The organism is Phenylobacterium sp., assembly GCF_036677185.1.
In the GTDB taxonomy this organism is placed as follows: Bacteria; Pseudomonadota; Alphaproteobacteria; order Caulobacterales; family Caulobacteraceae; genus Phenylobacterium.
Genome location: NZ_JAKFEN010000015.1, coordinates 64,402 through 87,174 on the forward strand (window position 1 = coordinate 64,402; position 22,773 = coordinate 87,174).

The 22,773-nt window shown below is 68.9% G+C and carries 22 protein-coding genes; 8 read left to right on the forward strand and 14 right to left on the reverse strand.

Going from position 1 to position 22,773, the window contains the following annotated elements:
- The first annotated feature begins 9 nt into the window (after window positions 1–9).
- Both V6M51_RS05765 and V6M51_RS05770 read left to right on the forward strand, forming a co-directional pair.
- On the forward strand, window positions 10–606 hold the full coding sequence (locus tag V6M51_RS05765; protein WP_305674996.1) for a response regulator: 597 nt from the start codon (window positions 10–12) through the stop codon (window positions 604–606).
- Window positions 603–1,052 (forward strand): hypothetical protein, encoded by a 450-nt coding sequence (locus V6M51_RS05770; RefSeq protein ID WP_332765433.1) that lies wholly within the window; start codon window positions 603–605, stop codon window positions 1,050–1,052. Before V6M51_RS05765 ends, V6M51_RS05770 begins: the two co-directional genes overlap by 4 nt.
- Window positions 1,053–1,121: 69 nt before the next feature.
- Here the strand turns inward: V6M51_RS05770 and V6M51_RS05775 are convergent, their stop codons facing one another.
- The 3 genes from V6M51_RS05775 to V6M51_RS05785 form a co-directional block, all read right to left on the reverse strand.
- A complete protein-coding gene (locus tag V6M51_RS05775; protein WP_332765434.1) occupies window positions 1,122–1,607 on the reverse strand; it encodes a hypothetical protein in 486 nt (161 codons plus the stop codon).
- The gene (locus V6M51_RS05780) at window positions 1,604–2,206 is read right to left on the reverse strand and encodes a response regulator (protein WP_332765436.1); all 603 of its coding nucleotides are present in this window, start codon (window positions 2,204–2,206) and stop codon (window positions 1,604–1,606) included. The genes V6M51_RS05775 and V6M51_RS05780 overlap by 4 nt, the downstream gene beginning before the upstream one ends.
- Before the next feature lie 87 nt (window positions 2,207–2,293).
- Window positions 2,294–3,778, reverse strand: coding sequence for a CehA/McbA family metallohydrolase (locus tag V6M51_RS05785; RefSeq protein WP_332765438.1), 1,485 nt, complete (start codon window positions 3,776–3,778; stop codon window positions 2,294–2,296).
- A 51-nt stretch (window positions 3,779–3,829) separates the two neighbouring features.
- Between V6M51_RS05785 and V6M51_RS23850 the strand changes: the two genes are divergently transcribed.
- Window positions 3,830–4,078 (forward strand): DUF899 family protein, encoded by a 249-nt coding sequence (locus V6M51_RS23850; RefSeq protein ID WP_442957841.1) that lies wholly within the window; start codon window positions 3,830–3,832, stop codon window positions 4,076–4,078.
- On the opposite strand, the gene V6M51_RS05790 is transcribed toward V6M51_RS23850, so the two are convergent.
- The 3 genes from V6M51_RS05790 to V6M51_RS05800 form a co-directional block, all read right to left on the reverse strand.
- Window positions 4,075–5,217, reverse strand: a complete 1,143-nt coding sequence (locus V6M51_RS05790) for a thiolase C-terminal domain-containing protein (RefSeq protein ID WP_332765440.1) — start codon at window positions 5,215–5,217, stop codon at window positions 4,075–4,077. The two genes, V6M51_RS23850 and V6M51_RS05790, sit on opposite strands and share 4 nt — an antisense overlap.
- A gap of 10 nt (window positions 5,218–5,227) precedes the next feature.
- Window positions 5,228–5,632, reverse strand: coding sequence for a Zn-ribbon domain-containing OB-fold protein (locus V6M51_RS05795; RefSeq protein ID WP_254835808.1), 405 nt, complete (start codon window positions 5,630–5,632; stop codon window positions 5,228–5,230).
- Between the two features lie 93 nt (window positions 5,633–5,725).
- Window positions 5,726–6,421 carry an ArsR/SmtB family transcription factor gene (locus V6M51_RS05800; protein WP_332765441.1) on the reverse strand — a complete coding sequence of 232 codons (696 nt, stop codon included), beginning with the start codon at window positions 6,419–6,421 and terminating at the stop codon, window positions 5,726–5,728.
- A gap of 115 nt (window positions 6,422–6,536) precedes the next feature.
- Between V6M51_RS05800 and V6M51_RS05805 the strand changes: the two genes are divergently transcribed.
- Window positions 6,537–6,845 carry an NIPSNAP family protein gene (locus V6M51_RS05805; protein WP_332765443.1) on the forward strand — a complete coding sequence of 103 codons (309 nt, stop codon included), beginning with the start codon at window positions 6,537–6,539 and terminating at the stop codon, window positions 6,843–6,845.
- Here the strand turns inward: V6M51_RS05805 and V6M51_RS05810 are convergent.
- Window positions 6,799–7,308 (reverse strand): MarR family winged helix-turn-helix transcriptional regulator, encoded by a 510-nt coding sequence (locus V6M51_RS05810; RefSeq protein ID WP_332765445.1) that lies wholly within the window; start codon window positions 7,306–7,308, stop codon window positions 6,799–6,801. The genes V6M51_RS05805 and V6M51_RS05810 overlap by 47 nt on opposite strands.
- Window positions 7,309–7,396: 88 nt before the next feature.
- Here V6M51_RS05810 and V6M51_RS05815 point away from each other — a divergent pair, with 88 nt between their 5' ends.
- Window positions 7,397–8,557: a serine hydrolase domain-containing protein gene (locus V6M51_RS05815; RefSeq protein WP_332765447.1), complete on the forward strand. Its 1,161-nt coding sequence runs from the start codon at window positions 7,397–7,399 to the stop codon at window positions 8,555–8,557.
- On the opposite strand, the gene V6M51_RS05820 is transcribed toward V6M51_RS05815, so the two are convergent.
- From V6M51_RS05820 to V6M51_RS05830, 3 genes are read right to left on the reverse strand one after another with little or no spacing between them, the layout of a single operon-like run.
- Window positions 8,554–8,934, reverse strand: a complete 381-nt coding sequence (locus V6M51_RS05820; RefSeq protein ID WP_332765448.1) for a hypothetical protein — start codon at window positions 8,932–8,934, stop codon at window positions 8,554–8,556. The genes V6M51_RS05815 and V6M51_RS05820 overlap by 4 nt on opposite strands.
- Window positions 8,931–9,959, reverse strand: a complete 1,029-nt coding sequence (locus V6M51_RS05825) for a phosphotransferase family protein (protein WP_332765450.1) — start codon at window positions 9,957–9,959, stop codon at window positions 8,931–8,933. The genes V6M51_RS05820 and V6M51_RS05825 overlap by 4 nt, the downstream gene beginning before the upstream one ends.
- A 5-nt stretch (window positions 9,960–9,964) precedes the next feature.
- Complete coding sequence (locus tag V6M51_RS05830) at window positions 9,965–11,242, reverse strand: cytochrome P450 (RefSeq protein ID WP_332765452.1); 1,278 nt, start codon at window positions 11,240–11,242, stop codon at window positions 9,965–9,967.
- Between the two features lie 158 nt (window positions 11,243–11,400).
- Here V6M51_RS05830 and V6M51_RS05835 point away from each other — a divergent pair, with 158 nt between their 5' ends.
- The gene (locus tag V6M51_RS05835; protein WP_332765454.1) at window positions 11,401–12,486 is read left to right on the forward strand and encodes a hypothetical protein; all 1,086 of its coding nucleotides are present in this window, start codon (window positions 11,401–11,403) and stop codon (window positions 12,484–12,486) included.
- A 7-nt stretch (window positions 12,487–12,493) separates the two neighbouring features.
- Here V6M51_RS05835 and V6M51_RS05840 read toward each other — a convergent pair whose 3' ends face one another.
- The 3 genes from V6M51_RS05840 to V6M51_RS05850 are packed head-to-tail and all read right to left on the reverse strand — an operon-like array spanning window position 12,494 to window position 16,735.
- Complete coding sequence (locus V6M51_RS05840; protein ID WP_332765455.1) at window positions 12,494–13,705, reverse strand: hypothetical protein; 1,212 nt, start codon at window positions 13,703–13,705, stop codon at window positions 12,494–12,496.
- Window positions 13,706–13,755: 50 nt separating this feature from the next.
- Window positions 13,756–16,110, reverse strand: coding sequence for a putative bifunctional diguanylate cyclase/phosphodiesterase (locus V6M51_RS05845; RefSeq protein WP_332765456.1), 2,355 nt, complete (start codon window positions 16,108–16,110; stop codon window positions 13,756–13,758).
- 1 nt (window position 16,111) lies between these two features.
- Window positions 16,112–16,735 (reverse strand): methylamine utilization protein, encoded by a 624-nt coding sequence (locus V6M51_RS05850; RefSeq protein WP_332765458.1) that lies wholly within the window; start codon window positions 16,733–16,735, stop codon window positions 16,112–16,114.
- Between the two features lie 158 nt (window positions 16,736–16,893).
- Here V6M51_RS05850 and V6M51_RS05855 point away from each other — a divergent pair, with 158 nt between their 5' ends.
- Together V6M51_RS05855 and V6M51_RS05860 are read left to right on the forward strand one after the other, a co-directional pair.
- Complete coding sequence (locus V6M51_RS05855) at window positions 16,894–17,856, forward strand: AAA family ATPase (RefSeq protein WP_332765459.1); 963 nt, start codon at window positions 16,894–16,896, stop codon at window positions 17,854–17,856.
- Window positions 17,857–17,860: 4 nt separating this feature from the next.
- A complete protein-coding gene (locus V6M51_RS05860) occupies window positions 17,861–19,219 on the forward strand; it encodes a VWA domain-containing protein (protein ID WP_332765461.1) in 1,359 nt (452 codons plus the stop codon).
- Between the two features lie 146 nt (window positions 19,220–19,365).
- Here V6M51_RS05860 and V6M51_RS05865 read toward each other — a convergent pair whose 3' ends face one another.
- A complete protein-coding gene (locus tag V6M51_RS05865) occupies window positions 19,366–22,707 on the reverse strand; it encodes a carboxyl transferase domain-containing protein (protein ID WP_332765463.1) in 3,342 nt (1,113 codons plus the stop codon).
- Between the last annotated feature and the right edge of the window lie 66 nt (window positions 22,708–22,773).

Sequence of the window (22,773 nt, forward strand, 5' to 3'; positions counted from 1 at the left end):
CAATCCCCCATGGCCCTCGACTCGCAGATCCGCATCAACCTGGACCGCTCGGTGGTCCTGCTGGTCGACGACAATCCCCAGGCCCTCGAGGCCCTGACGGCGATGTTCCGCGGCTTCGGGGTCCGCAAGCAGTTCAAGTGCGGTTCGGGCGCCGAGGCCATGCACGTGGTCAAGACCCAGGAACTGGACCTGATCGTCATCGACTCGACCATGCCCGACATGGACGGCTACGACTTCGTCCAATGGCTGCGGCGCGAGGCGCCGGACGCGGCCAAGTTCACGCCGGTCATCATGCTGACCGGCCACGCCGCCCGGACCGTGGTCGAGAAGAGCCGCGATTCCGGGGCGAACTTCGTGGTCTCAAAGCCGTTCACGCCCGAAGTGCTGCTGCAGCGCGTCTTCTGGGTGGCCAAGGACGAGCGCCAGATGGTGGTGGCCGAGGGCTATGTGGGCCCGGACCGCCGCTTCAAGAATCTCGGGCCTCCGCTCGGCGTCAAGGGCCGCCGCAAGGACGACCTGTCGACCCATGTCGGCGCCGCCAAGGACCCGAACCTCGATCAGTCGGATATCGACATGTTGATGAGACCCGCGAAGGTGCAGCTGTGAGCGACCCAGAGTTCGTCAAGGTCAAGTATCGCCTCACCGAGCAGGTCGCCCGCCCGGGCGGCATGACCGCGGGCCTGGCCAGCGAGCGCGCCCAGCGCGAACTTGCCGCCCATGCCGGCGACGCCATGAAGTCGCTGAGCGGCATGATCGGCCGCCTGGAAGTCATGTGCAAGGAGCGCACGGCCTCCCTCGACAGCGTCTATGAGGAAGGCTCGACCATCCTCGACATCGCCGGCCTGTTCAACAAGCGCGTGCTCTGCGACGCCTGCTACAGCCTGTGCGAACTGGTGGATCGTCAGCGTACGCACAACCGCGCCGACTGGACCAGCATCGGGGTCCATGTCAGCGCCCTGCGCCTGCTGTGGACCAAGGACGCCGAGGATCCGGCGTCCCTGAAGTCGGTGGTCGACGGCCTATGGACCCTCACTGACCGGCTGAATCCGTAGGGCCGCCGGCCACTTCTCCAAGTTCTGACCATTCCCGCTTGCGCGGGGGGTGAACGGTTTACGGGAGCCCTACTCCGCCGCGGCCTCGGGCCGGGCGTAGCGCTGGCTGACCTTGCGCAGGCCGGCGAGGATCGCCTGAGTGCCGGCGGCGTCAGCCGCGCCCTCGGTGTGCAGCAATAGGCGGAAGGCGCGCAGATGGACCGCCACGGCGTTGGCGTCCCAGCGTTCCTGGCCCTTCAGATAGTCCAGCAGGTCCGAGAGGCTGATCAGGGCGGTGTCCACCGAGGCCAGGCCACAGACGCTGGGAATGCCGATCGGGGTGGCCACGATGGCGTAGAGCTCGTCCAGCAGGGCCGGGTCGTAGGCGGCCCCGGCGCGGGCGGCGCAGCCCTCCGCGGCGTCCAGCACCGACTTCAGTTCGGTGAGGCACTCGCCCTTGAGGCTCTCCAGGCCGGCGCCGGCCCGCTGAACGGCCTCGGCGACCGGCAGGCCGCCCGGCGTGCGCAGCAGCTTGGCCAGCCGAACCGGCGGGATGTGGATTCGGACAGCGCTCACAGCTCCACCCGTCGCGTCTTCATGAGGCCGTCGATGACGTCCTGTTCCATGTTGGGGGTCTCCGCTTCGCCGACCACGGGGGGCAGGTCGTCGCGGCGGCGGCCGACCGTTCCGGGCGGCACGCCCTCGTTCTTGAAGCGCCGATCGGGGCCCATATAGGTGTCGCATTCGACGAAGCGCCGGCCCTCCTTGGAGATCCAGAGGATGCGCTCCAGGACCGTGATCGGGGTCAGGGGCTTGGCCATGATGAAATGGGCGCCGCAGTCGCGCGCCTTGGACACCGCGTCGCGCGGCGTGTGGCCGGCGGTCAGCAGGACCGGGGCGAAGCAGTTGGGCTCGATACGGCTCTGGCGCAGCCATTTGATGAAATCATAACCCTCGCCGCCGGCCCCCAGGGCGTCGGCGATCACCAGGTCGAGCTCGACCTTCTGGACCGTGGTCTGCGCCTCTTCCACGCTCTCGCAGCGGTGAAGCGTCTTGACGCCGAAACCCGTGAGAATCTGGACCAGGATGCTCATGCCCATGGTCGAATCCTCGAGCAGCAGCACCGAGGCGCGCTCGAGATTGAAGCGGGCGCGGGATTCTGGATTCAGCCCCATTGTGTTCCCGACGAAGTACGTTGGGATTGGCATAAACCCCATAAGGTTAAGAAGAGTTTCAGACTCTCGGGGCGCGTCGAACAGCCGCTAGGGCGCGGGGTTGAGGTAGATCGGATTGCCCAGCAGGAGCAGCCGTCCGTCGGCGCCGCGGACGTCCACGCGCAGCCACGAGGCGCGGCCATCCGCGACAAACTCGAAGCTCTTCGTCACGTCGCGCCCGGCGAGTTTCAGGTCGGTCGGCGCCGCGCCGGTGGTCCCCGCCAGCGACAACGATCCGCCATCGACGCCCACGGCATGGACCTCGATCCGCACCTTGGCGCCGGCCGGGGCGGCCAGGGCGTCGCCCATCTGGGCTTCAGCCCCGCCCGAGGCGGCGCGGACCTCCAGCAGCCGGTCGCGGGTCCCGGCGAGGTCGAGGAACACATGGCCCCGGCCGATCGCCGCCAGGATCGCGGCCTGGCTCAGCTCCGGCGCGCGAACCACGGTGGTCGGCACGCCGATGGCCGGCGCCTTGTCCGGCGGCAGGGTGGCGTCGTGGTTGTCCGAGCCGCCGACCGCGGTGATCCGATGGCCGGCGTTCAGCTGCGCCTCCCAGAAGCCGACGCCCGACAACGGGCCCTCGGCGAGGCCGCCGTTCACCACCTCGATCGCCGCGATGCGCGAGAAGTCGGTGTCCTTGGCGGTCCAACCGCAGCCCATGCAGGCCTCGCCCGAGGGCAGGCCGGGATGGTTGATCGACACGATCCCGCCAGCCGCCTTCGCCTGATCGAGCACCGTACGCATTGAGGGCGCATGGGCGCTTCCCAGCTGGAAGTCGACGAAGGCCGTGGGACCGAACAGGTTGGCATGGCCATGGAAGGTGGTGACCTCCCGGCCGGGGATCAGCAGCAGATCGTCGAAATAGGGCGCCAGCTCGCGCATGGCCTCGAAGTGCGAGGTGGCGTTGTGGTCGGTGATGGCGATGAAATCCAGGCCTCGTGCGACGGCGGCCTCGGCGGTCTTGAACACCGGGCACGGGACCTTGACCCCCTTGCGCGACAGGCAAAAGCCATCGGAATGGCCCGTGTGCATGTGCAGGTCGCCGCGCCACCAGCGCGCGCCGCCGGCCAGGGGCGCGGGCGAGAAGCCCGCGAACGCCTGGCCTTTCCGGTCGAACCAGATCTTCGCCATATAGTCGGCGCGCGCGGCCTTGCGGATGTTCGGCGCGCCCAGCACCAGCCGCCAGGTCCCGGGCTTGAGCGGTCCCGGCAGGTAGGACGGCGTGGCGTCGCTCTCGGCCAGGGTGAAGCCGGACTTGTTGCCCCCGCTCCAGCCGCGGAACCGCTCAGGATCGCGCAGGCCCAGGTCGATGACCGAACGCTCGGCCTTGCCCGTATAGGCAAACTCGACGGTGATCCGCTCGACGCCAGCCGGGACCTTGAATGGAACCTCCGTATAGGTCTCGTGCGCCGCGCCGGTCAGGGTCCCGGTCAGGATCAGGTCCGGCGCGCGCGGCGTCTGGGCCCGCGCCGTCGCGACCTGCAGCAGCAGGGCCAGTCCGATCGTGAAGATCAGGGCCGCGCCCGTTCTCAAGCCTGTGATCCGCCCCATGATTTGGCGATATAGCATGGCGCGTCGAACCCTCTGCGTCCCTGGGAAGGCGCCGCCGCCGACGTCGACCAACGTATCTCCCTGGTGGTCGTCGCCCGCTCGCCCATCGCGCGCCTGATCGCGTGGAAGAAGGAGCGCGGCTGGAAGCAAGGCCTGGTATCCGAAGCTGGATTACGACGCCTGACACCCCCGAAATCGCCCTCCCCGGCCAGGCCGGAGAGGGCGAAAATGCTGCACCCCATGCTGCGCAGCATTGGGTGCGGTAAGAGACGGAAAACCTAGCCTTTTTCGTTCGAGAAGATGATCGTCCCGGAGGCCGCGAACATCCCTCCGACCCCGTGGCAGACGCTGATCTTGGCGTCCTTCACCTGAGCCGGCGCGACGCCGCGCAATTGGCGCACCGACTCCTGCAATGCGTACATGCCGTACATGCCCGAGTGCATGTAGGAGAGCCCGCCACCGTTGGTGTTGAGCGGCAGCTTGCCGCCGATGGCGGTGTTGCGGCCATTGATGAAGTCCTTGGCCTCGCCGGGCTTGCAGAAGCCCAGGTCCTCCAGGCCGTAGAGCGGCAGGTGGGCGAAGGCGTCGTAGATCATCAGGTGGTCGACGTCGGAATGCTTGATGCCCGCCTCGTCGAAGGCCTTCTTGCCGGAGACCCGGAAGGCCTTGGAGGTGGTGAAGTCCTCCATCTGGCTGACCAGCGGGGTCTCGACGCTCTCGCCCGTGCCCAGGACGTAGACCGGCTTGGTCGGGAAGTCCTTGGCCCGGTCGGCGCTGGTGAGGATCAGCGCCCCGCCGCCATCGGTGACCAGGCAGCACATCAGCATGCGGAACGGCCAGGCGATCATCGGCGAGTTCAGCACATCGTCGACGCTGATCGGGTCCTTGAAGCTGGAGCGCGGATTGAGCGCGGCCCATTCCCGCTGGACCACGGCGACCATGGCCAGGTCCTGCTCGGTCACCCCGTAGGTCTTCATGTAGCGAAGCACCGGGATGGTGAACATGGTGGGCGGGCTGGTGACGCCATAGGGCATCTCGAACTGGCCCATCAGGCTGGACGGCGAGCGGCCGAAGCCCCCGGCGCCGACCCGCGAGCGGCCCGATTCTCCGTGGGTGATCAGCACGGTCTTGCACAGGCCCTCATTGATCGCCGCGGCCGCATGGCGGACGTGCAGCATGAAGGAGCAGCCGCCGACGCTGGTGCCGTCGGCATAGGTGGGCGTGATGCCCAGATAGTGGGCGAGCTCGACCGGCGAGATGCCGGCGCAGGCCACGCCGTCGATGTCGGACGGGTTCAGGCCCGCGTCCTTCATGGCGTTCAGCGCGGCGTCCGCGTGCAGGCCGATCACGGAGACGTCCGGAATCTTGCCCATCTTGGTGGTTTCGGCGGCCCCGACGACCGCGACGGAATTCTGCTTCATGGGTCTCGCCTCAGCCCTTGGCCGGTTGGAACAGGGGCAACGAGATGGTGTCGCTGATCTTCTCGAAGACGACCTCGAGCGGCATGTCGAGGACCAGGGCCTCGGGGGTCTGGGGGCAGCCCACGATATTGGTCATCATCCGCGGGCCTTCCTCCAGCTGCACCACGGCGATGGAGTGCGGCTCGGTCCCCATGTCGGGGCGCGGTCGGGCGTTGATCACATAGGAATAGAGGGTCGCGCGGCCGGAGGCCTTGAAGACCTCAACATCTCGCGAGCCGGTCTTCGGGCAAAACGGGCGCGGCGGGAAATAGGCCTCGCCGGTCTGCTTGTTACGCTGCAGGAGCAGTTCGCCCCGGGCGGTTCCGTCCCAGAAATGCTGGGTCTCCGGCGTGGGTTCAGGCGCCATCCTCGGCATGTGAAATCATCCCCAATCAAAATTGCTGTTGAGCTTGGCTCCCGAAATAGGGAGCGCCGCAGCAAAGCCGACCGGGACGCGCTTGTCGACGCCTTACGTGGCGGGAGCCAGGTCGAAAGCCTTGGCGAAGGCCGTCCGGCCCGGCGCGCTGAAGGCCACCACCCGCGTGCCCTCCACTCGCCGCGCCCAGCCGCGCTCGTAGACGCGGGTGAGGATCGCCGCCCCCAGCGAGCCGGCCAGGTGGCTGCGGCGCACGCTCCAGTCCAGGCAGGCCTTGCAGAGCGGGCGGCGCGACGAGGCTGAGAGGCACTCCACCTCGACGCCGAAGGCGCGGATGAAGCCCGCGCCGTCATGGGTGAGCACCAGGGAGCCCTCGGCGTCGGCGATCACGCCCTTGGCCACCAGGGCGTCCAGCATGGCCACCGCGAGGTCCCCGGCCAGATGGTCGTAGCAGACCCGCGCCTGGCGCAGGGCGGGCTCCTTGGGTCCGGTGCGCACGCGCAGGTGACCGGCGTGGGCCGCCAGGCCGGTCAGGGATTCCAGCACCCCGGCCACCTCGGCGCCGGCCAGGGCGAAATAGCCGTAGCGGCCCTGGCGGCGGACGCTGACTAGGCCGCCGGCCTCCAGCTTGGCGAGATGCGAACTGGCGGTCTGGGGTGTGACGCCCGCCTCGCGCGCCAGCTCGCCGGCGGTGAGCGACTGGCCGCCCATCAAGGCGGTCATGATGTTGGCGCGAGCCGGATCGCCCAGCAGGGAGGCGATGCGCGCGATGTCGGGGCCGAGTTTCATGACGCCAGGCTACGCCCGGCGTGGGCCCTGGGCGAGCGATGACGTTTCGATCCTGATCGAAGCATGGGCGCCGAGCGGCGCGCTAGGAACGAGGCTCCAACCCATTGAGGCCCCCATGACCGTCACCTGCGCCATCCGCTACGTCATCGACCCGTTCCAGCGCGACGCCTTCGAAGCCTATGCCCGAAACTGGCTGACCATCATCCCGGCCTGCGGCGGTGACCTGCTGGGCTACTGGCTGCCGCATGAGGGGACCAACAACATCGCCCATGCGCTGATCTCATTCCAAAGCCTGGCGGCCTACGAGGCCTATCGCGCCCGGCTGAAGACCGACCCCGCCGGGGCCGCGAACTTCGCCATGGCCCAGGAGAAGCGGCTCATCCTGTCGGAGGAGCGGACGTTCCTGTCGCCGGTGACGGCATGATCGCGATAATGCGGTCGAACAGGGATTTCCGGGCCAGGGCGTCGTCGAGGCGGTCCAGCGCCGTGGCGACGTCGCCGGCCTCAGCGTTCAGCTCCAGGGCCGCCTCCTCGAAGGCCCGCCACAGCGGCGTCAGACGTTCGATCAGCCGGGCGCCGTCCTCGGTGAGCGTCAGCCGTCGCCGACGGGCGTCGGCAGGATCGGCTTCCGAGGCCACGATGCCGGCCTTTTCTAGGGACTGACGCGTCTGGCTCACCGAGACGTGGGTGATCCGTAGAGCCGAGGCCAGTTCCCCGACGCTCGCCGGGCCATGTTGCGCGAGCTGGTTGAGCACGCCGAACCAACGCTGCTCGAAGTCGATCCCCAGCGCGGCGTAGACCCGGGTGGCGTCGCCGTCGATCCACTCCGAGACCCGCCGCAGCCGCGCGCCGATAGCCGCCCCGCCCGCACCTCGCGTGTAGTCCATCGGCTTCTCCTCGCGCACGCCTCGCCTTGACATATATGTAGGCACCTACGTATTTGGACGCAAGTTGATCTCACCTGAGGCGGAACGCGTGTCAGACTCTCAATCCTCCAATGCTTTGCGGGTGGGCCGGCGTGGCGTCCTGATCGCCGGACTCGCCGCCCTCGCGTCGCCCGCCTTGGCAAAGGACGACCTCGACCTCTTTGTCGCGGGCGAGATGGCCAAGGCCGGCATACCTGGCTTGGCGTTGGGCCTGGCGAGGAACGGGACTGTGCGCCTGGCGCGCGGCTACGGCTTCGCCGACCTGGCTCGGCGCCGGCCGGTAACCTCCGACACGATGTTTCACATCGCCTCGATCACCAAGGCGGTGACCGCGACCGCCGTGATGCGGCTCGCCGAGCTGGGCCGGCTGGCGCTGGACGAACCCGTGGCGCCGCACCTCGACTTCCCGCTGGCCAACCCGCATCGCCCCGATGCGCCGATCACCTTCCGACACCTGCTGACGCACGTTTCCAGCATCTCGGACGTCAAGTACTACGAGATCGATTTCCGGCAGCGCGGCGTCGACGCCACCCTCGCCCTGGGCGACATGCTCAAGGACTATCTCGCGCCAGGCGGACGGACCTATTCCCGCGAGGAGTGCTTCTCCAAGGCGGCGCCCGGCGCTGCCTGGGACTACAGCAACGTCGGCTACGGCCTGCTCGGCTATCTCGCCGGCCGTATCGGCGGGCAGGACATGCGCGAGCAGACCCGCGAGGCGATCTTCGCGCCGCTCGGCATGCGCCATACGAGCTGGACCATCGCGGGAACCCCCGAGGCCCTGCGCGCCACGCCGTACGACCTCGTCGAGGGTGTGCTGACGTCGGTCGAGCCGGTCGGTTTTCCGGATTGGCCGGTCGGGATGATCCGCGCTTCGATCACCGATCTGATGCAGTTCGTGGCCGCCTCGGCCAACGGAGGCGTGGCGCGGGGAACCCGGATCATCGACGAACAGGGCATGGCGCAAATGCTCGACATGAAGACTCCGCCGGGCTTGCCCGACTGGCTGACTGGACAGGGCCTGGGTTGGATGGAGTCGAAGCTCGGCGACGGCGTGAAGATCAACCACTGGGGCGGCGACCCGGGCGTGTTCACCGCCGCCTATCTGGATCCCGCCGCGCGCAGCGGCGTCGCGATCCTGACCAATGTGACGGTGAGCGCCGAGAGCAAGGCCGCGGTGAAGCGCATCGCTGCTCGGCTGTTGGCCGCCTAGACCGGCGACCCGACCACCATCCGGCGCTCGGTCGACGCCACGAGCTCGGCCCAGATGGCGGCTTCCTTGGCGGGGTCCTTGCCTTCGACCGCGATGTGCAGGGCGATCAGGGCCGCGCGCAGACGGTCGTTCTCCGCGGAGAGGGCGGAGAGGCGCAGGTCTTCATCCGACCCCGCCTCGCCCAGCAGGGCGCGGATGGCGCGGTTCTCCTGGACCAGGTTGTGGGCCGCCCCATCCCAGGCCTGGGCGGCGAAGCCCAGCAAGGCGGCGGATAGGCCGAGCGCGCCGGCCCGCTCGGCCGGGGGAACGTCGGGCGCGGCGTTGCGGACCAGCAGGGCGGCGGTCTCGGCCAGGACGGCGGCGACATCGGGTTTCATAGCCGTCCCATCACTTTCAGCGCCGCGCGATCCTGGGCGTTCTGCAGGGCCCAGGGCGGATAGGCCATGATCGGCTCGCGGTTGCCGCCGTCGATCCAGGCGCGGGCGGAGGAGACCCAGATCGCCTGGCCCTTCACGCAGTTGAACAGCTCCCACCAATGGAGAGCGGCGGGGTCGGCGGTCATGCCGCTGGCGGCTTCCCAGATGGCGATGGCCCGGTCGCGCGGGACCAGGCCGCCCGCCAGGCCACGGCCAAACGACCAGACCGGGTTGAGGCTCCAGCCCAGGTCCTCCAGCGGGTCGCCCAGATGGGCCATCTCCCAGTCGAGGATCCCGTGGATGCCCCCCTGTTCGTCATAGAGGAAGTTGCCGGTGCGATAGTCGCCGTGCACCACGCCCACCTTGCGGGCCGGCGGCGGGGGATTGGCGCGCAGCCAGCGGATCGCCGCGCGGATGATCGGCAGGGGCTCGGCCTCGTCCTCGTCCAGCACGCCTTCCCAGTAGGAGAGCTCCCGGTCCCAGCAGGCGTCGGGCGCCACCGGCTCCATCACCTGGTCCAGGCCCACCGCGGCGGGATCGGCCTTGGCGATCTCGCCCAGGATCGTCCACTTGCGTTGCGCCAAGGCCTCCAGGGTCGCCACATAGGGCTCGGCCCACAACAGGCCGGGCGAGGCCTGGAAGCCGGCGATCTCCTCGGCGACGAAGAACGGGTGGTCGAGGGCCCCGTCGGCCTCCTCCAGCCACAGCATCTCGGGCACCGGCACGGCTGAGCCGTAGAAGGCCCTATAGGCCTCGAACTCGATCCGCCGCTCAGTGTCGATCAGCGAGGCGGGCGGGTCGCGGCGCAGGATCAGCTTGCGTTCCCGCGCCGTCCCTTCCCCGTCGCGCCAGCTCAGGCGGAACCGATACGTCTCACGCGAGGCGCCGCCGGAGATCCGGGTCAGGCCGTCGACCGCCACCTCCGCGGCGTCCGGCATGCGCCCGGCGATATAGGCCGCCAACCGCGGCTCCAGCGGCGAAGCCATGCGGCTCAGGCCATCTCGAAGGCGATGGGCAGGGTCTTGGGGCCGTTGACGAACACGGCCAGGGACTGCTTGGGCTCGCCGGCCAGCTCGATGCTCTTCAGGCGCGGCAGCATCTCCTCCCAGAGGATGCGCATCTCCATCTTGGCCAGGTGCTGGCCCAGGCACAGGTGGGCGCCGTAGCCGAAGGCCAGGTGCTTGTTGGGCTTGCGGTCGACGCGGAAGGCGTTGGGGTCGTCGAACACATCCTCGTCGCGGTTGCCCGAGGCGTAGCAGAGCATCAGCCAGTCGTCCTTCGACAGGGAGCGGCCGGCCAGTTCGGTGTCCTCGGTGGCGGTGCGCATGAAGGTCTTCACCGGTGTGATCCAGCGGATGCTCTCGTCCACCAGGCCCGGGATCAGCGACGGGTCGGTCTTGAGCTTGGCGAACTCGCCGGGATTCTCGGCCAGGCCCCAGATGGCGCCGGCGGTGGAGGACGAAGTGGTGTCGTGGCCGGCGGTGGCGACGATGATGTAGTAGCTCATCGCCTCGAAATGGCTGATCGGCTGGCCGTCGATCTGGGAGTTGGCGATCAGGCTGCCCAGGTCGTCGCCCGGCTTGGCCCGCTTGCCCTCCGAGAACCGGGTGAAATAGGCGATGAAGTCGGTGAGCACCCCAGTCTCGATCTGGGCGGTGGGGCTTTCGTCCTTCGGCTTGCGGCCCAGCTCCGGATCGGCGGCGCCGAACAGCTCCTGGGTGAGCATCAGCATCCGGCCCTCGTCCTCCTCCGGCACGCCCATGATCTCCATGATCACGTGCAGGGGATAGTGCAGGGCCACCGCGCTGACGAAATCGCACTTGCCGCCTTGGGCGGCCATCTTGTCGACGGCGGCGCGGGCGATCTTGCGGATGCGGTCTTCCATGCTGCGCAGGTTCTGCGGCAGGAACCAGGCCTGGGTCAGGACCCGGTACTTCATGTGGTCGGGGGCATCCATGTGGATCAGGGTGCGCAGCAGGTGCGGGCTGCCGCCGGTCATCTCGCGGACCTTGGCGTCCACCGCCTGGCCGACCAGGGTCGGCGACCTCACGCCATTGGCGAAAAGGGCGTTCTGGCGGCTGATCTCCAGGATGTCGGCGTGCTTGGAGGCGACCCAGAAGGGGTCGACCCCCTCGATCTCGGCCCGGCCCAGGGGGTTGTTGGCGCGCAGCCAGGCATAGGTGTCGTGGATACGGCCGTCGGCATAGGCGGTGGGATCGACCAGAACGGCGGCGTGATCGTCCGGTATACGAAGGGTCTTGCTGCTCATCGGCGTCGTTCTCCCTTGGTGCGAAGATTCTGCGCGAACTTACGTGGCGTCAGAGAAGCGCATCCTCGCCCGTCTTGTTATCGTCGTTCACGCGCCGCCCTGCCGCGCGAGCGGTCGCCAAGACAAAGAACACAGATCGCAGCTCCGGAGGACGCCCCATGCTGACCAAGGCCGACGATTTTCCGATCCACCAGACGCCCGAGCCGATCGCCTTCTCCGGCACCGACCGCAATTTCTACGACCGCTATTTCTTCAACGGCTACGACCCGGACGGGACGGAGTTCTTCGCCGCCGCCTTCGGAGTCTATCCGCACCTGAACATCGCCGACGCCCATTTCGCCGTGGTTCGCGACGGGGTGGAATACTGCCTGCACGCCAGCCGCGTGCTGCACATGGAACGCATGGACCTCACCTGCGGCCCAATCCGCATCGAGGTGCTGGAGCCGCTGCAGAAGCTGAAGGTCACGGTCGAGCCGTCCAACGGTTTCGCCGCCGAGATCGTCTTCGAGGGCCGTACCTTCCCCATCGAGGAGCCGCGCTTCATCCGCCGCAACGGACCGCGCGCCTTCATGGACTATACCCGCCTGACCCAGAACGTGCGCGCGACCGGCTGGATCGAGATCGACGGGGTGCGCAAGGATCTCGCCGCCGGCACGGTGGGCACCCGCGACCGCTCGTGGGGCGTGCGACCGGTGGGCGCCCCCGATCCGCAGCCGCCCGTGCCCCAGACCATCGGCGGCTTCTTCTGGCAGTGGACGCCGCTCAACTTCGCCGACCGCAGCGTCTTCTTCCACATCAACGCCGACCCGGACGGCAAGGCCTGGAACACCCGGGCGGTGATCGCCCCCGACGGCGCCGGGCCCGACGGCTTCCACGAGACCGAGCACGCGGTGATGGAGGACGTGGCCCTGATCGCCGGGACGCGCCACGCCAAGGGCGGGACGCTCAACGTACCCCTGGCCCAGGGCTCGGCCAGCATCCGGTTCCAGCCGTTCCTGACCTTCCTGATGCGCGGCATTGGCTACGGCCATCCGGCCTGGCGGCACGGGGGCTACAAGGGCGAGCTGGTGGTGGAACGCGAGGACATCGACCTGGCGACCGTCGACATGGCCGCGCCCGAGAACATCCACATCCAGGCGCTCAGCCGGGTGACCATGAGCCTGCCGGGTGAAGCCCCGCAGACCGGCATGGGCGTGTTCGAACAGCTCATCGCCGGGCCTTACCGGCCCTACGGCCTGGGATAGGACAGGGTTAGAACGACAGCCTCAGGGCCGACTGCACCACCGTCTGGTCCTGCCGGGCGGCCACGCCGCCATAGGCGCGCGAGGGCCGGTCGGAGCTCACATGCAGGCCCTCGAACAGCAGGTCGGCGTGGGGCGAAAGTTGGTGGCGCCAGGCCGCTGTAAGCGCCCAGCCGGTCTCGTCGTTGTTGTCGATGGCCTGCAGGGTGCGGTCGTTGGTCTCGAAGCCCTCGAGCCGGACGGTGAGCGCATGGGGGCCGAACCGGCGTGTGGCCGAGACATGGGCCGAGGCGTAGCCCATGTCGATCCAGCGGTGCCGGGCCTGGTAGCGGAAACCCATCAGGGTCTCGCCGCTCAGCACCTGAGCGCGGATCGTGGTCGCCTCGTCCGGGTCCCACACCAGGCCAAGCGTCGTGAACCGGGTCTCCCAGGCCCATTGCTGGGCCTCCGCCGAGGTGCGATCGCCGGCGTTGTCGAAATGGATCGCCGAGACCTCCACCGGGATCGGCGGGCGCCAAACCAGGCGGCCATAGTAGCCGGCGCGGTTGTCCAGCTCGGCGACCGGCGTGGTGATCGGCGCCTGTCGGGTGCGCATGAAGGGGCTTAGCGCCGGCAGCGGGAAGTCGGTCGAGGCGCCGGTCCGGACGCCGTGCAGCGCCCAGCCACGGAAGCTCAGGAGCGCGCCGGATGTGTCGGCGCCGCCGAAGGCCGCCCCGCTGGCCGCCAGCTCGTGATCGCCGATCGCGCGGGTGGCGGTGAGCTCCAGCCCGGCCACCTTCACCTCCTCGGCGATCCAGCTGCCGATGGCCGAGGCGGTGAGCGTGTCGGGGGTGGTCCAGCCGACGCCCTCGTGCTCATGGCTGACGGGAGGATAGAAGAGCCCGGCCCGGGCCGACAGCCGCGCCAGGCGGTGGGGCGCGGCGCGCCACGTCAGATAGGCCTCGCCCAGGTCGAGGGCGGGATCGACGTCCGGCTGGAGCTGGGCGGTCACCACGGCGCCGAGCGCGAAGGAGAGCCGCGGCTTCCATTCGATCAGCGCCTGCGAGAGATCCGGCCGCACGGCCCAGTCCGATCCGCCGCCCGAGGCGGCGGTCTTGCCGAAACCGCCCTCGAGCCAGGAGCGCTCGCCGTCGGCCGCCGTCAGCCGCAGCTCCATAAGGCCGGAAAAGGTCTCTTTGGAGAACAGGTCGGGCTCGGCCCGCGCCGTTCCGGCGCCGAGCATGAGGAAGAGCGCTGTCAGAGCCGCCCCTCGAATCGACACATCCACCCCCGTCAGCCGTAGCTGCGTTTCGTGTCGCGATCTTCGTTGAGAAACATCAAGAGTTCGTTGAACGGCATGGGTTTGGCGATCAGGTAGCCCTGCACGCTGTCGCACCCCATGGCCGCCAGCAGCTGGAAGGCGTTGGCGGTCTCGACCCCTTCGGCGGTCACCTTGAGGCCCAGGCTATGGGCCAAATCGATGGTCGAGCGGACGATCAGGGCGTCGCGCTGGCTCTCGGTCAGGTCGGTGATCAGCGAACGGTCGATCTTCAGCTCGTGGCCCTTGATCTGCTTCAGATAGGCCAGGGACGACAAGCCCGAGCCGAAGTCGTCGATCGAGATGCTGATCCCGGCCGCCCGGAAGCGGTCGAGGATTTCGAGCGCCATGTCGGGGTTCTCGATGACCGCCGTCTCGGTGATCTCGAAGCACAACTTGCCGGAGGCCTGGCCCACCGTGCGGTCGACGAAGTCGGCGAAGTCGGCGTCCCCCAGCAGGCGGCCGGAGATGTTGACAGACATCTCGATGTCGTGCCCGGCGCGGCCCAACCGGGTCTGGTCGGCGATAGCCTGTTTCAGCACCCAGTCGGTGAGGGTGCGGATGTGGCCGGTCTCCTCGGCCATGGGGATGAACAGGTCGGGCCGCAGCATGCCGCGGGTCGGGTGGCGCCAGCGGACCAGGCCCTCGACCCCGTTCACGCCACGGGCGCGCAGGTCGTATTTCGGCTGGTGGTAGAGCTCGATATGGCCCGAACGCAGCGCCCAGAGCATGCCGCTCATCAGAGCCAGGTTGGAGGACGGGTCGCCATAGGCCTCTGCGTCGAAGAAGGCGACCTTCTTGCGGGCGGCCCGCGCCTGGTCCAGGCCGATATTGGCCCGCTCGATGACCGCGCCGCACGGTTCGCCTAGGGCGAAGGCCGAGAGCCCGACGCTCAGGGCCACGTCTATGGCGTCGCCGCCGATCTGCAGGGGCTGCTCCAGCTCGCGCAGCAGGCTGGCCATCATGACCTGGGCCGCGCCGTCGTCGGCCGCCTCAAAGGCCATGCCGAGAACGTCGGTGGAGATCCGGGCGACGAAGGCGCGGGGCTGAAGGCCGGCCAGCCGCTCGCCGACCTCGCGCATCGCCTGGGCGGCCAGGGCGTAACCGATGGCGCCGCGCACATGGGCGAAGCGGTCGACTCCCAACAGAGCCACGTAGAGATTTCCGCCCTCGGCGACGGCCAGGCCCTCGATGGCCTGTTCCAGCGACAAGCGGTTGGGCAGATGGGTCTCGGGATCGTGCAGGGCTAGCTGAGTGATCCGTCGCTCGCGCTCGCGGATCTCGGTGGCCATGACGTTGAAGCTCTCGGCCAGGTGGCCGATCTCGTCGTGGCTCTCGACCGGGACATTACTGTCTTGCCCCTCGCGAAGCCGGTTGGCGGCGACCGCGAGCGCCGAGATCGGTCGCGTGACGCTACGCGCCAAGCCCCAACTGCCGGCCACCACCAGGATCAGGCCCAGAAGTCCGACCCCGCCGATGGTGGTCAGCAGGGGCTTGTAGGGCGCCAGCGCCCGCGCCAGGGGGTAGCTGAGCACCAGCACGGCCCCATCCCTGCCGGTCAGGGTTCGCAGCGGCTTGACCAGGGCCAGCGACGCGCCCTCCGTCGTCGCCAGGGTCCGCGGCGCCTTGGATTTCGCGGTGAGGGCTCCGTCGATGAAGCCGCCCAGCCTCGCCGGATCGCTGACCGCCAGCTCTGATTTCCAGGCCCTGCCAGCCCGGTGCATGACGCTGGCGTCGAGCGGGATGGCCGACAGCTTTTCCAGGGCCGCCATCTCGCGCTGGTCCAGTCGAGCGGCGAACGCCACCCAGCCGATCAGGTCGGGCGACAGGATCGGGGCGGCGACCATCTGGTAGGGCATGCCGTCCAGCACGAAGACCCCGCTTGGGCTCTCCTGCTCGTACATGGCCTCCACCAGGGCGTCGGCGCTGGGGTTCAGGCCCCTGGGATCGGCGGCGGTGATCGTCCCGTCGACGCCGACGATGAAGGCCAGGTCGAGTTGTAGCCGTTGGCGCAGGTTCTCCATGGCCGAGACGATGGTGGCGCCGTCGCCCGTGGCCACGGCCTCGCGGAAGCCGAAATCGCGCGACAGCAGGGCCGCACCCTGCTGGAGTTGTTCCGTACGCAGCGACCAGATCCGGTCGAACACGGCGCCGGAGGCGGTCAGTTCATCGCGGACCTGGCGTTGAGCGGCGCCGGAGATGGCCGAGTAGATCGCGCCGGAGACCAGCAGCAGGGCCACGCCGAACAGGCCGGCATAGAGCACGGTCAGCTTGGTGCGCAGGCGCCGGAATCCGGCCAGGCGTCGCGCGATCGGCTCCAGCCTGGCCATGTCAGTAGGATCCGTGCCGCTTGGGCGGGGTCCGCAGCTCGACCACCAAGGCCTGGCGCCCCGCGCCGGCGGCCGGGATCGTCACGGCCTGGACTGTCTCGTTGCGCGCGGCCTTGAGATACGGATGCCAGACGGTGAGCCTCGCCCCGCCCGGCGGCAGGCCGGTCAGCAGCGCGGCGCCCGCGGCGTCGGTCTTCGCGGCGTACGGGGTGTCGACCACCCGGATGAAACCCGACATGGCGTCATGGATGTTGCAGCCCACGGCCACCACCCCGGCCTTGTCGAAACGGACATGGCGGGTCTGGTCGCGGCCGTACAGCTTCAGCTCGAACGGCTTGGGCGGCGAGAAGGAATAGACGTGGTGCAGCACCGGGTCGAAGTTGGGGAAGGCCACGTCGGCGCCTACCGGCACGATCAGGACGAAGGGGCTGAACCGCATGCCCTGCTGGGCCATGCGATACGGCCCGCCCGCCCTCGGCGCGGCGCTCCCGGATTGCGGCGAAACCATCACCACGGCGTCCGCCACCGGCTTGCCGGCGGCGGTCTTCAGGCTGACGGCCAGGTCGCCGGCCGCGGCGGGCGTGGCGGCCAGCAGCCCGGCGATGAGGACCGCGGGGAATCGCATGGGCCTCAGCCTAGGACGAGGGTATGAAGTCCCGGTAAAGCATAGCTGCAAGCGCCTTCAGGGGATTGGGGTTGCGCCGCCCCCGGCACGCTTGGCACACTCGGCGGATTGAAAGACATCCCGGCGTGGTTACGCGCCATATTTGAGAGTTTCAGGTTTTGACCATTTCCCCGACCGTGGCGGTCCCCGCCGCGTCCACCGACCACCTGGCCTCGGTGGACGCCCTGATCCAGGGGCTGGCCGATGTCGGCTACATCGCCTCCAAGCGTATCGCCACGGCCCTCTACATGTCCGTGCACCTGCAGAAACCCATCCTGGTCGAGGGTTCGGCCGGGGTCGGCAAGACCGAGCTGGCGCTCTCGACCGCCACCCTGCTCGGCCTGCCGCTGATCCGCATGCAGTGCTACGAGGGCCTGGACGAGTCCAAGGCCTTGTATGAGTGGAAGTACGGCAAACAGCTCCTCTACACCCAGATCCTCAAGGACCGGATGGGCGAGCAGCTCGCCGACGCCAAGGACATGGACGCGGCCATGGAGCGGCTGCACGGCATGGGCGACCTCTTCTTCTCCGAGCCTTTCCTGGAGCCGCGCCCGCTGATGAAGGCGCTGCGCGAGGACAATGGCTGCGTCCTGCTGATCGACGAGATCGACAAATCGGACGAGGCCTTCGAGGCCTTCCTTTTGGAGGTGCTGTCGGCCTACCAGGTCTCCATCCCCGAGCTGGGGGTGATGGTCGCCAAGACGCCGCCGCTGGTGTTCCTGACCTCCAACAATGTCCGCGACCTGGGCGACGCGCTCAAGCGCCGCTGCCTGCACCTGCACATCCCCCTGCCCGACGCGGCCCTGGAGCGGCGGATCGTCGCCAGCCGGGTGCCGGATATCGAGGCGACCCTGGCCGCCCAGCTGGTGGATTTCGTCCAGTCCCTGCGGACCCTCGATCTGCGCAAGTCGCCCTCGATTTCCGAAACCGTGGACTGGGCCCGGGCGCTGATCCTGCTCAACGCCTCCAGCCTCGACGGCGAGGTGGTGCGCGACACCCTCAACGTGCTGCTCAAGTTCGAGCAGGACATCGCCGCGGTGGAGCCGCAGATCGTCGAGCTGATCCGCCGCCCGGTGGGATAGGGCCATGCAGGACGCCATGGAGGACTTCTTTCGGGCCCTGCGCGCGGCGGATGTGAAGGTCTCGCCGGCCGAGGCCATCGACGCCCATCGGACCGTGGCCACGGTGGGCTTTTCCGATCGCGAGCTGTTCAAAGACGCGCTCTGCGCGACGCTCGCCAAGACCGCCGACGAGGTGGTCCGGTTCGACGACGTGTTCGACACCTTCTTCGCCCGCGACGCCCTGACGCCGGCGCAGCCGCCCCCCGATCACGGTGACGGCGACCCGATGGACGGCCTGCCGCCCGAGGCTGCGGAGTCCGAACTGACGCGGATGATCATGCAGGGCGACGCCACGGGCCTGGCCCAGGCCATGGAGGAGGCCGCCGAACGCGCCCAGGTCTCGCAGATCCGACTGACCACCCAGCGCTCGCGGATGAGCCGCCGGTTGCTGGAAGAGATGGGCCTGGCCGAAATCGAGGCGATCATCTCAGCCGCCCGGCGCCTGGAAGGCGGCGGCGACGCCGCCGACCGGCTGGAGGCCGGCAAGCGCCGGCTGGCGGCCGAGGCGACGCGCTATGTGGAGCGCCAGCACGACCTCTACGCCTCGGGCTCAGGCCGGATGCTGCGCGAGGAGCTGCTGGCCCGGAAGGCGCTCAACGCCGAAGGCGGCATCGATCCGGTCGACCAGGCGATGATGCAGGCCCTGGTCAGGAAGATGGCCAAGCGCCTGGCCGACCGCTATTCGCGCCGCCGCAACCGGGCTCGCAAGGGCCACATGGACATCCGCAAGACCCTGCGGAAATCCATGCCCTATGGCGGCATGCCCTTCGAGATCCTCTGGAAGACCGAGAAGATCGATAAGCCGTCGATCGTCTGCATCTGCGACGTGTCCAAGTCGGTGGCGGCGGCGGCCCAGTTCCTGCTGAGCTTCCTCTATTCGCTGAACGAAGTGGTCGACCGGCTGGAGGCCTACGCCTTCTCGGGCCGGCTGATCAGCGTCAACGACATCCTCGACGACGAGCACGTGGACCAGGCGATCTTCCAGGTCCTGCGCAAGATCGGCTTCCAGCAGACCGACTATGGCAAGTCTCTGGAGGACTTCTGCGAGAACCATCTGGACCACGTGGACCGCCACACCACGGTGATCTTCCTGGGCGACGGCCGGTCGAACTACGCCGACCCGCGCATGGACCTGATGGCCACGATCCACAAGCGCGCCCGCTCGGTTATCTGGCTCAATCCCGAGCCGGAGAGCTACTGGAGCCAGGGCGACAGCGTCATGCACCGCTACGAACGCTTCTGCCACGTGGCGAAGACCTGCAACACGCTCGGCCAGCTGGAGCGGATCATCGAGGACGTCCTGCGAACCTACGTCCCGCACTGACTGCCTTTTCCCTCCCCTACATGGGGAGGGCAGACCGCGCAGCGGTCGAGGGTGGGGCTTTCTGAAGCTTCCGCGCAGATTGCCGGACCTCCCCACCCTGGCGGCTTCGCCGCCTGTCCCTCCCCATAAAGGGGAGGGAAATAGACTCACCAGCTGTCGATCCAGCGCAGCTTCTTCTCCGTCCTTGCAGGTACGGGCGGCAGGGCCTTCAGGCCCGAGACGATCCAGCGGCGTGTGTCGGCGGGGTCGATGACGTCGTCGAGGGACGGGCTGGTGGCCTGGGACATGGCCTTGCCCCGCGCATAGGCCGCGGCGACCATCTCGTCGAACTTGGCCTTCCGGGCGGCGGGGTCGGTGATAGCCGCCAACTCGTTGCGGTAGCCCAGCTTGACCGAACCCTCCAGGCCCATGCCGCCGAACTCGCCGGTTGGCCAGGAGACGCAGAACATCGCCGCCTGATAGCTGCCGCCGGTCATGGCGATGGCGCCCAGGCCGTAGCTCTTGCGCAGGATCACCGAGAACAGCGGCACGGTAAGGTTGGCCCCGATCACGAACAGCCGCGAGCAGTGGCGGATCAGGCCGGTCTTCTCCGCCTCGGGGCCGACCATGTTGCCGGGCGTGTCCGACAGGGACAGGACCGGGATGTCGAAGGCCTCGCAGAGCTGCAGGAAGCGCGCGGCCTTGTCCGAGGCGTCGGAATCGATGGCCCCGCCGATATGGTGCGGATTGTTGGCGAAGACCCCGACCGGGCGTCCCTCGATGCGGATGAAAGCGGTCACCATGGCCAGGCCGAACCTGGGCCGCAGCTCCAGCACCGAGCCGGTGTCGGCGATCAGCTCGATGACCTTGCGGACGTCGTAGACCCGCAGGCGGTTCTCCGGAATCGAGCGGCGCAGCAGGCGCTGGTCGGCGCAGGACCACTCCGCCAGCGGCCCCTGGAAATAGGAGATGTACTGCTTGGCCAGCCGCACGGCGTCGGCCTCGTCCTCGGCCAGGACGTCGATGGTGCCGTTGGCCTGCATGACCTTGATCGGGCCGATCTCCTCGGGCCGGAACACGCCGAGACCGCCGCCCTCCACCATGGCCGGTCCGCCCATGCCCAGCGCCGAATCCTTGGTGGCGATGATCACGTCGCAGCAGCCGAGGATGGCGGCGTTGCCGGCGAAGCAGCGGCCGGAACTGATCCCCACCAGCGGCACGGCGCCGGAGAGCCGGCCCCAGAACTCGAACCCGCGGACGAAGCCGCCGCCCTCGGTGTCGCCCGGCCGGCCGCCGCCACCCTCGGTGAAGAACACCGTCGGCACCCGCCAGCGCAGGGCGATCTCGCTCATCCGGTCGAGCTTCTCGTGGTTGTGCCCGCCCTGGGTGCCGGCCAGCACCGTGTAGTCATAGGCCATGACCGCGACCCGGGCCCTGTCCTCCGGGAAGATCGCGCCATTGACCGAGCCCAGGCCCATGATCATGCCGTCGGCCGGGGTCTGGGCGATCAGTTCTTCCAGGGTGTTGCGACGCCGCCGCGCGGCCACCACCAGCGAGCCGTATTCCGTGAAGCTGCCGGGATCGAGCAGGTCCTCGACATTCTCGCGCGTGGTCCGCTGCTTGGTCTTGCGCCGCCGAGCCGTCGCCTCGGGCCGGGCGGCGTCCAGGGTCCGCGCGTGGCGGTCCAGCACCTCGGCCAGGTCGGGGCGAATGAAGTCGAGGTCGACGACCTCCTCCTCCACCCGGCCGCCGCCCTCGATCTCCACAGGCTCCAGGAAGGCCAGGGGGTGGTCCTCAAACACCGTGTCGCCCTCGGCGACCGTGATTTCGCGCACCACGCCGGAGACGTCCGCGGCGATGACGTGCTCCATCTTCATGGCTTCCATGACGAACAGCGGCTGGCCGGCCAGCACCGTGTCGCCCACCGCCACCGATAGGCTGATCACCGTGCCCTGGAGCGGCGCGCGCAGGGCCTGGGTTCCCTCGGGGCCTTCCCGCTCCTCCTCCTCGTCCTCGACAATGGCCTCGGCCTTGCCGTGGTGCAAGACCGCCAGGGGGTCGCTGGCGTCCACCGCCGCCCCGGCGCGCTTGGCCTGGACCACTCCCGCGGCGGCTTCGAAATAGAGCCTGGGCGCCTCGGACGCAGCGGCGAGCTCGCCCATCGCCTCTTCGATGAGCCGCGTGTGGACCTCGCCCGCGGCGACGGCGGGGTGCGCCAGCAGGCTCTGAAGGAAGCCGATATTGGTGGCCGCGCCGACAATCTTGAATTCTGAGAGCGCCCGGCGCGCCTTGGCCACGGCGACCGGCAGGCCGCCGGAGCCGACATGGACGATCAGCTTGGCCAGCAGGCTGTCGAACCGGGCGCTGGTGCGGTAGCCGGCGTAGCCGAACCCGTCGACGCGGACCCCCGGACCCGAGGGCGGCTCGAACGCCGTGAGCAGGCCGCCGGACGGCTTGGCCGAGCCGTCGGCGGACATGGTCTCGAGATTGACCCGCGCCTGGACCGCCACGCCACGCGGGTTGGGGACCTGCGCCTGGGTCAGGCCAAGGTCGGCCAGGGAGCGGCCGCGCGCCACTTCGATCTGTATACGGACGAGGTCGAGGCCAGTGACCTCCTCGGTCACCGTGTGCTCGACCTGCAGGCGCGGATTGGCCTCGATGAAGACGATGCGCTCGCCCTCCACCAGGAACTCCACGGTGCCGAGGTTGCGGTAGCGGGCCGCCCGACCCAGGACCACGGCGGCCTCGAACAGCCGCTCGCGGGTCTCCATGGGCAAGGTGTCGGCCGGGGCGATCTCGATGACCTTCTGGCGCTGGCGCTGCAGGCTGCACTCGCGGTCCCAGAGGTGGGAGACCACCTGGCCATCGCCGACGATCTGCACCTCGATGTGGCGGGCGCGGGCCATGAAGGCCTCGACATAGAGCGAGCCGTCGCCGAACGCCGCCTGGGCCTCCGAGGCGCAGCGCTCGAAGGCTTCGGCCAGTTCCGCGGCAGATCGCGCCGGACGCATGCCGCGCCCGCCGCCACCGGACACCGCCTTGACCATCACCGCCCCGCCCTCGCCCAGGCCGGCGAGGAAGGTCTGGGCTTCGGCCAGGGTTGTGGCGCCGGAGGTGCCGGGCAGGATCGGCACGTCGCAGCGGGCCGCCAGGGCGCGGGCGGCGCCCTTATCGCCGAACAACTCCAGGGTCTCGGGGGACGGCCCGACGAAGGTCATGCCCGCCTCGGCGCAGGCGCGGGCGAAGGCGGCGTTCTCCGACAGGAAGCCGTAGCCGGGATGGATGGCGTCGCAGCCCGCCGCCTTGGCCGCCGCCAGGATCTGCGCCCCGTCGAGATAGGCCGCCGGTCCGGAGCCCTTGAGCGCCAAGGCCTCGTCGGCCTTGCGAGTGTGCAGCGAGGCCGCGTCGTCCTGCGAATAGACCGCCATGGTGGCGATCCCCATCTCGGCGGCGGTGCGGGCGATCCGGACGGCGATCTCGCCACGATTGGCGATCAGAAGCTTCTTCACGGATCCATCCCATCAAACGCTTGTTTGATTGGATACTGCCCGCTCGCATGCGCCTCCGTCTATGGC

What these genes read in the sequence shown, in the direction of transcription:
- V6M51_RS05830 (WP_332765452.1), bottom strand. Translation starts at nt 11,242, where the DNA reads ATGAGCAGCAAGACCCTTCGTATACCGGACGATCACGCCGCCGTTCTG.
- V6M51_RS05790 (WP_332765440.1), bottom strand. Translation starts at nt 5,217, where the DNA reads ATGAAGCAGAATTCCGTCGCGGTCGTCGGGGCCGCCGAAACCACCAAG.
- V6M51_RS05825 (WP_332765450.1), bottom strand. Translation starts at nt 9,959, where the DNA reads ATGGCTTCGCCGCTGGAGCCGCGGTTGGCGGCCTATATCGCCGGGCGC.
- V6M51_RS05805 (WP_332765443.1), top strand. Translation starts at nt 6,537, where the DNA reads ATGACCGTCACCTGCGCCATCCGCTACGTCATCGACCCGTTCCAGCGC.
- V6M51_RS05810 (WP_332765445.1), bottom strand. Translation starts at nt 7,308, where the DNA reads ATGGACTACACGCGAGGTGCGGGCGGGGCGGCTATCGGCGCGCGGCTG.
- V6M51_RS05860 (WP_332765461.1), top strand. Translation starts at nt 17,861, where the DNA reads ATGCAGGACGCCATGGAGGACTTCTTTCGGGCCCTGCGCGCGGCGGAT.
- V6M51_RS05850 (WP_332765458.1), bottom strand. Translation starts at nt 16,735, where the DNA reads ATGCGATTCCCCGCGGTCCTCATCGCCGGGCTGCTGGCCGCCACGCCC.
- V6M51_RS05795 (WP_254835808.1), bottom strand. Translation starts at nt 5,632, where the DNA reads ATGCCGAGGATGGCGCCTGAACCCACGCCGGAGACCCAGCATTTCTGG.
- V6M51_RS05840 (WP_332765455.1), bottom strand. Translation starts at nt 13,705, where the DNA reads ATGCTCGGCGCCGGAACGGCGCGGGCCGAGCCCGACCTGTTCTCCAAA.
- V6M51_RS05765 (WP_305674996.1), top strand. Translation starts at nt 10, where the DNA reads ATGGCCCTCGACTCGCAGATCCGCATCAACCTGGACCGCTCGGTGGTC.
- V6M51_RS05835 (WP_332765454.1), top strand. Translation starts at nt 11,401, where the DNA reads ATGCTGACCAAGGCCGACGATTTTCCGATCCACCAGACGCCCGAGCCG.
- V6M51_RS05800 (WP_332765441.1), bottom strand. Translation starts at nt 6,421, where the DNA reads ATGAAACTCGGCCCCGACATCGCGCGCATCGCCTCCCTGCTGGGCGAT.
- V6M51_RS05820 (WP_332765448.1), bottom strand. Translation starts at nt 8,934, where the DNA reads ATGAAACCCGATGTCGCCGCCGTCCTGGCCGAGACCGCCGCCCTGCTG.
- V6M51_RS05845 (WP_332765456.1), bottom strand. Translation starts at nt 16,110, where the DNA reads ATGGCCAGGCTGGAGCCGATCGCGCGACGCCTGGCCGGATTCCGGCGC.
- V6M51_RS05780 (WP_332765436.1), bottom strand. Translation starts at nt 2,206, where the DNA reads ATGGGGCTGAATCCAGAATCCCGCGCCCGCTTCAATCTCGAGCGCGCC.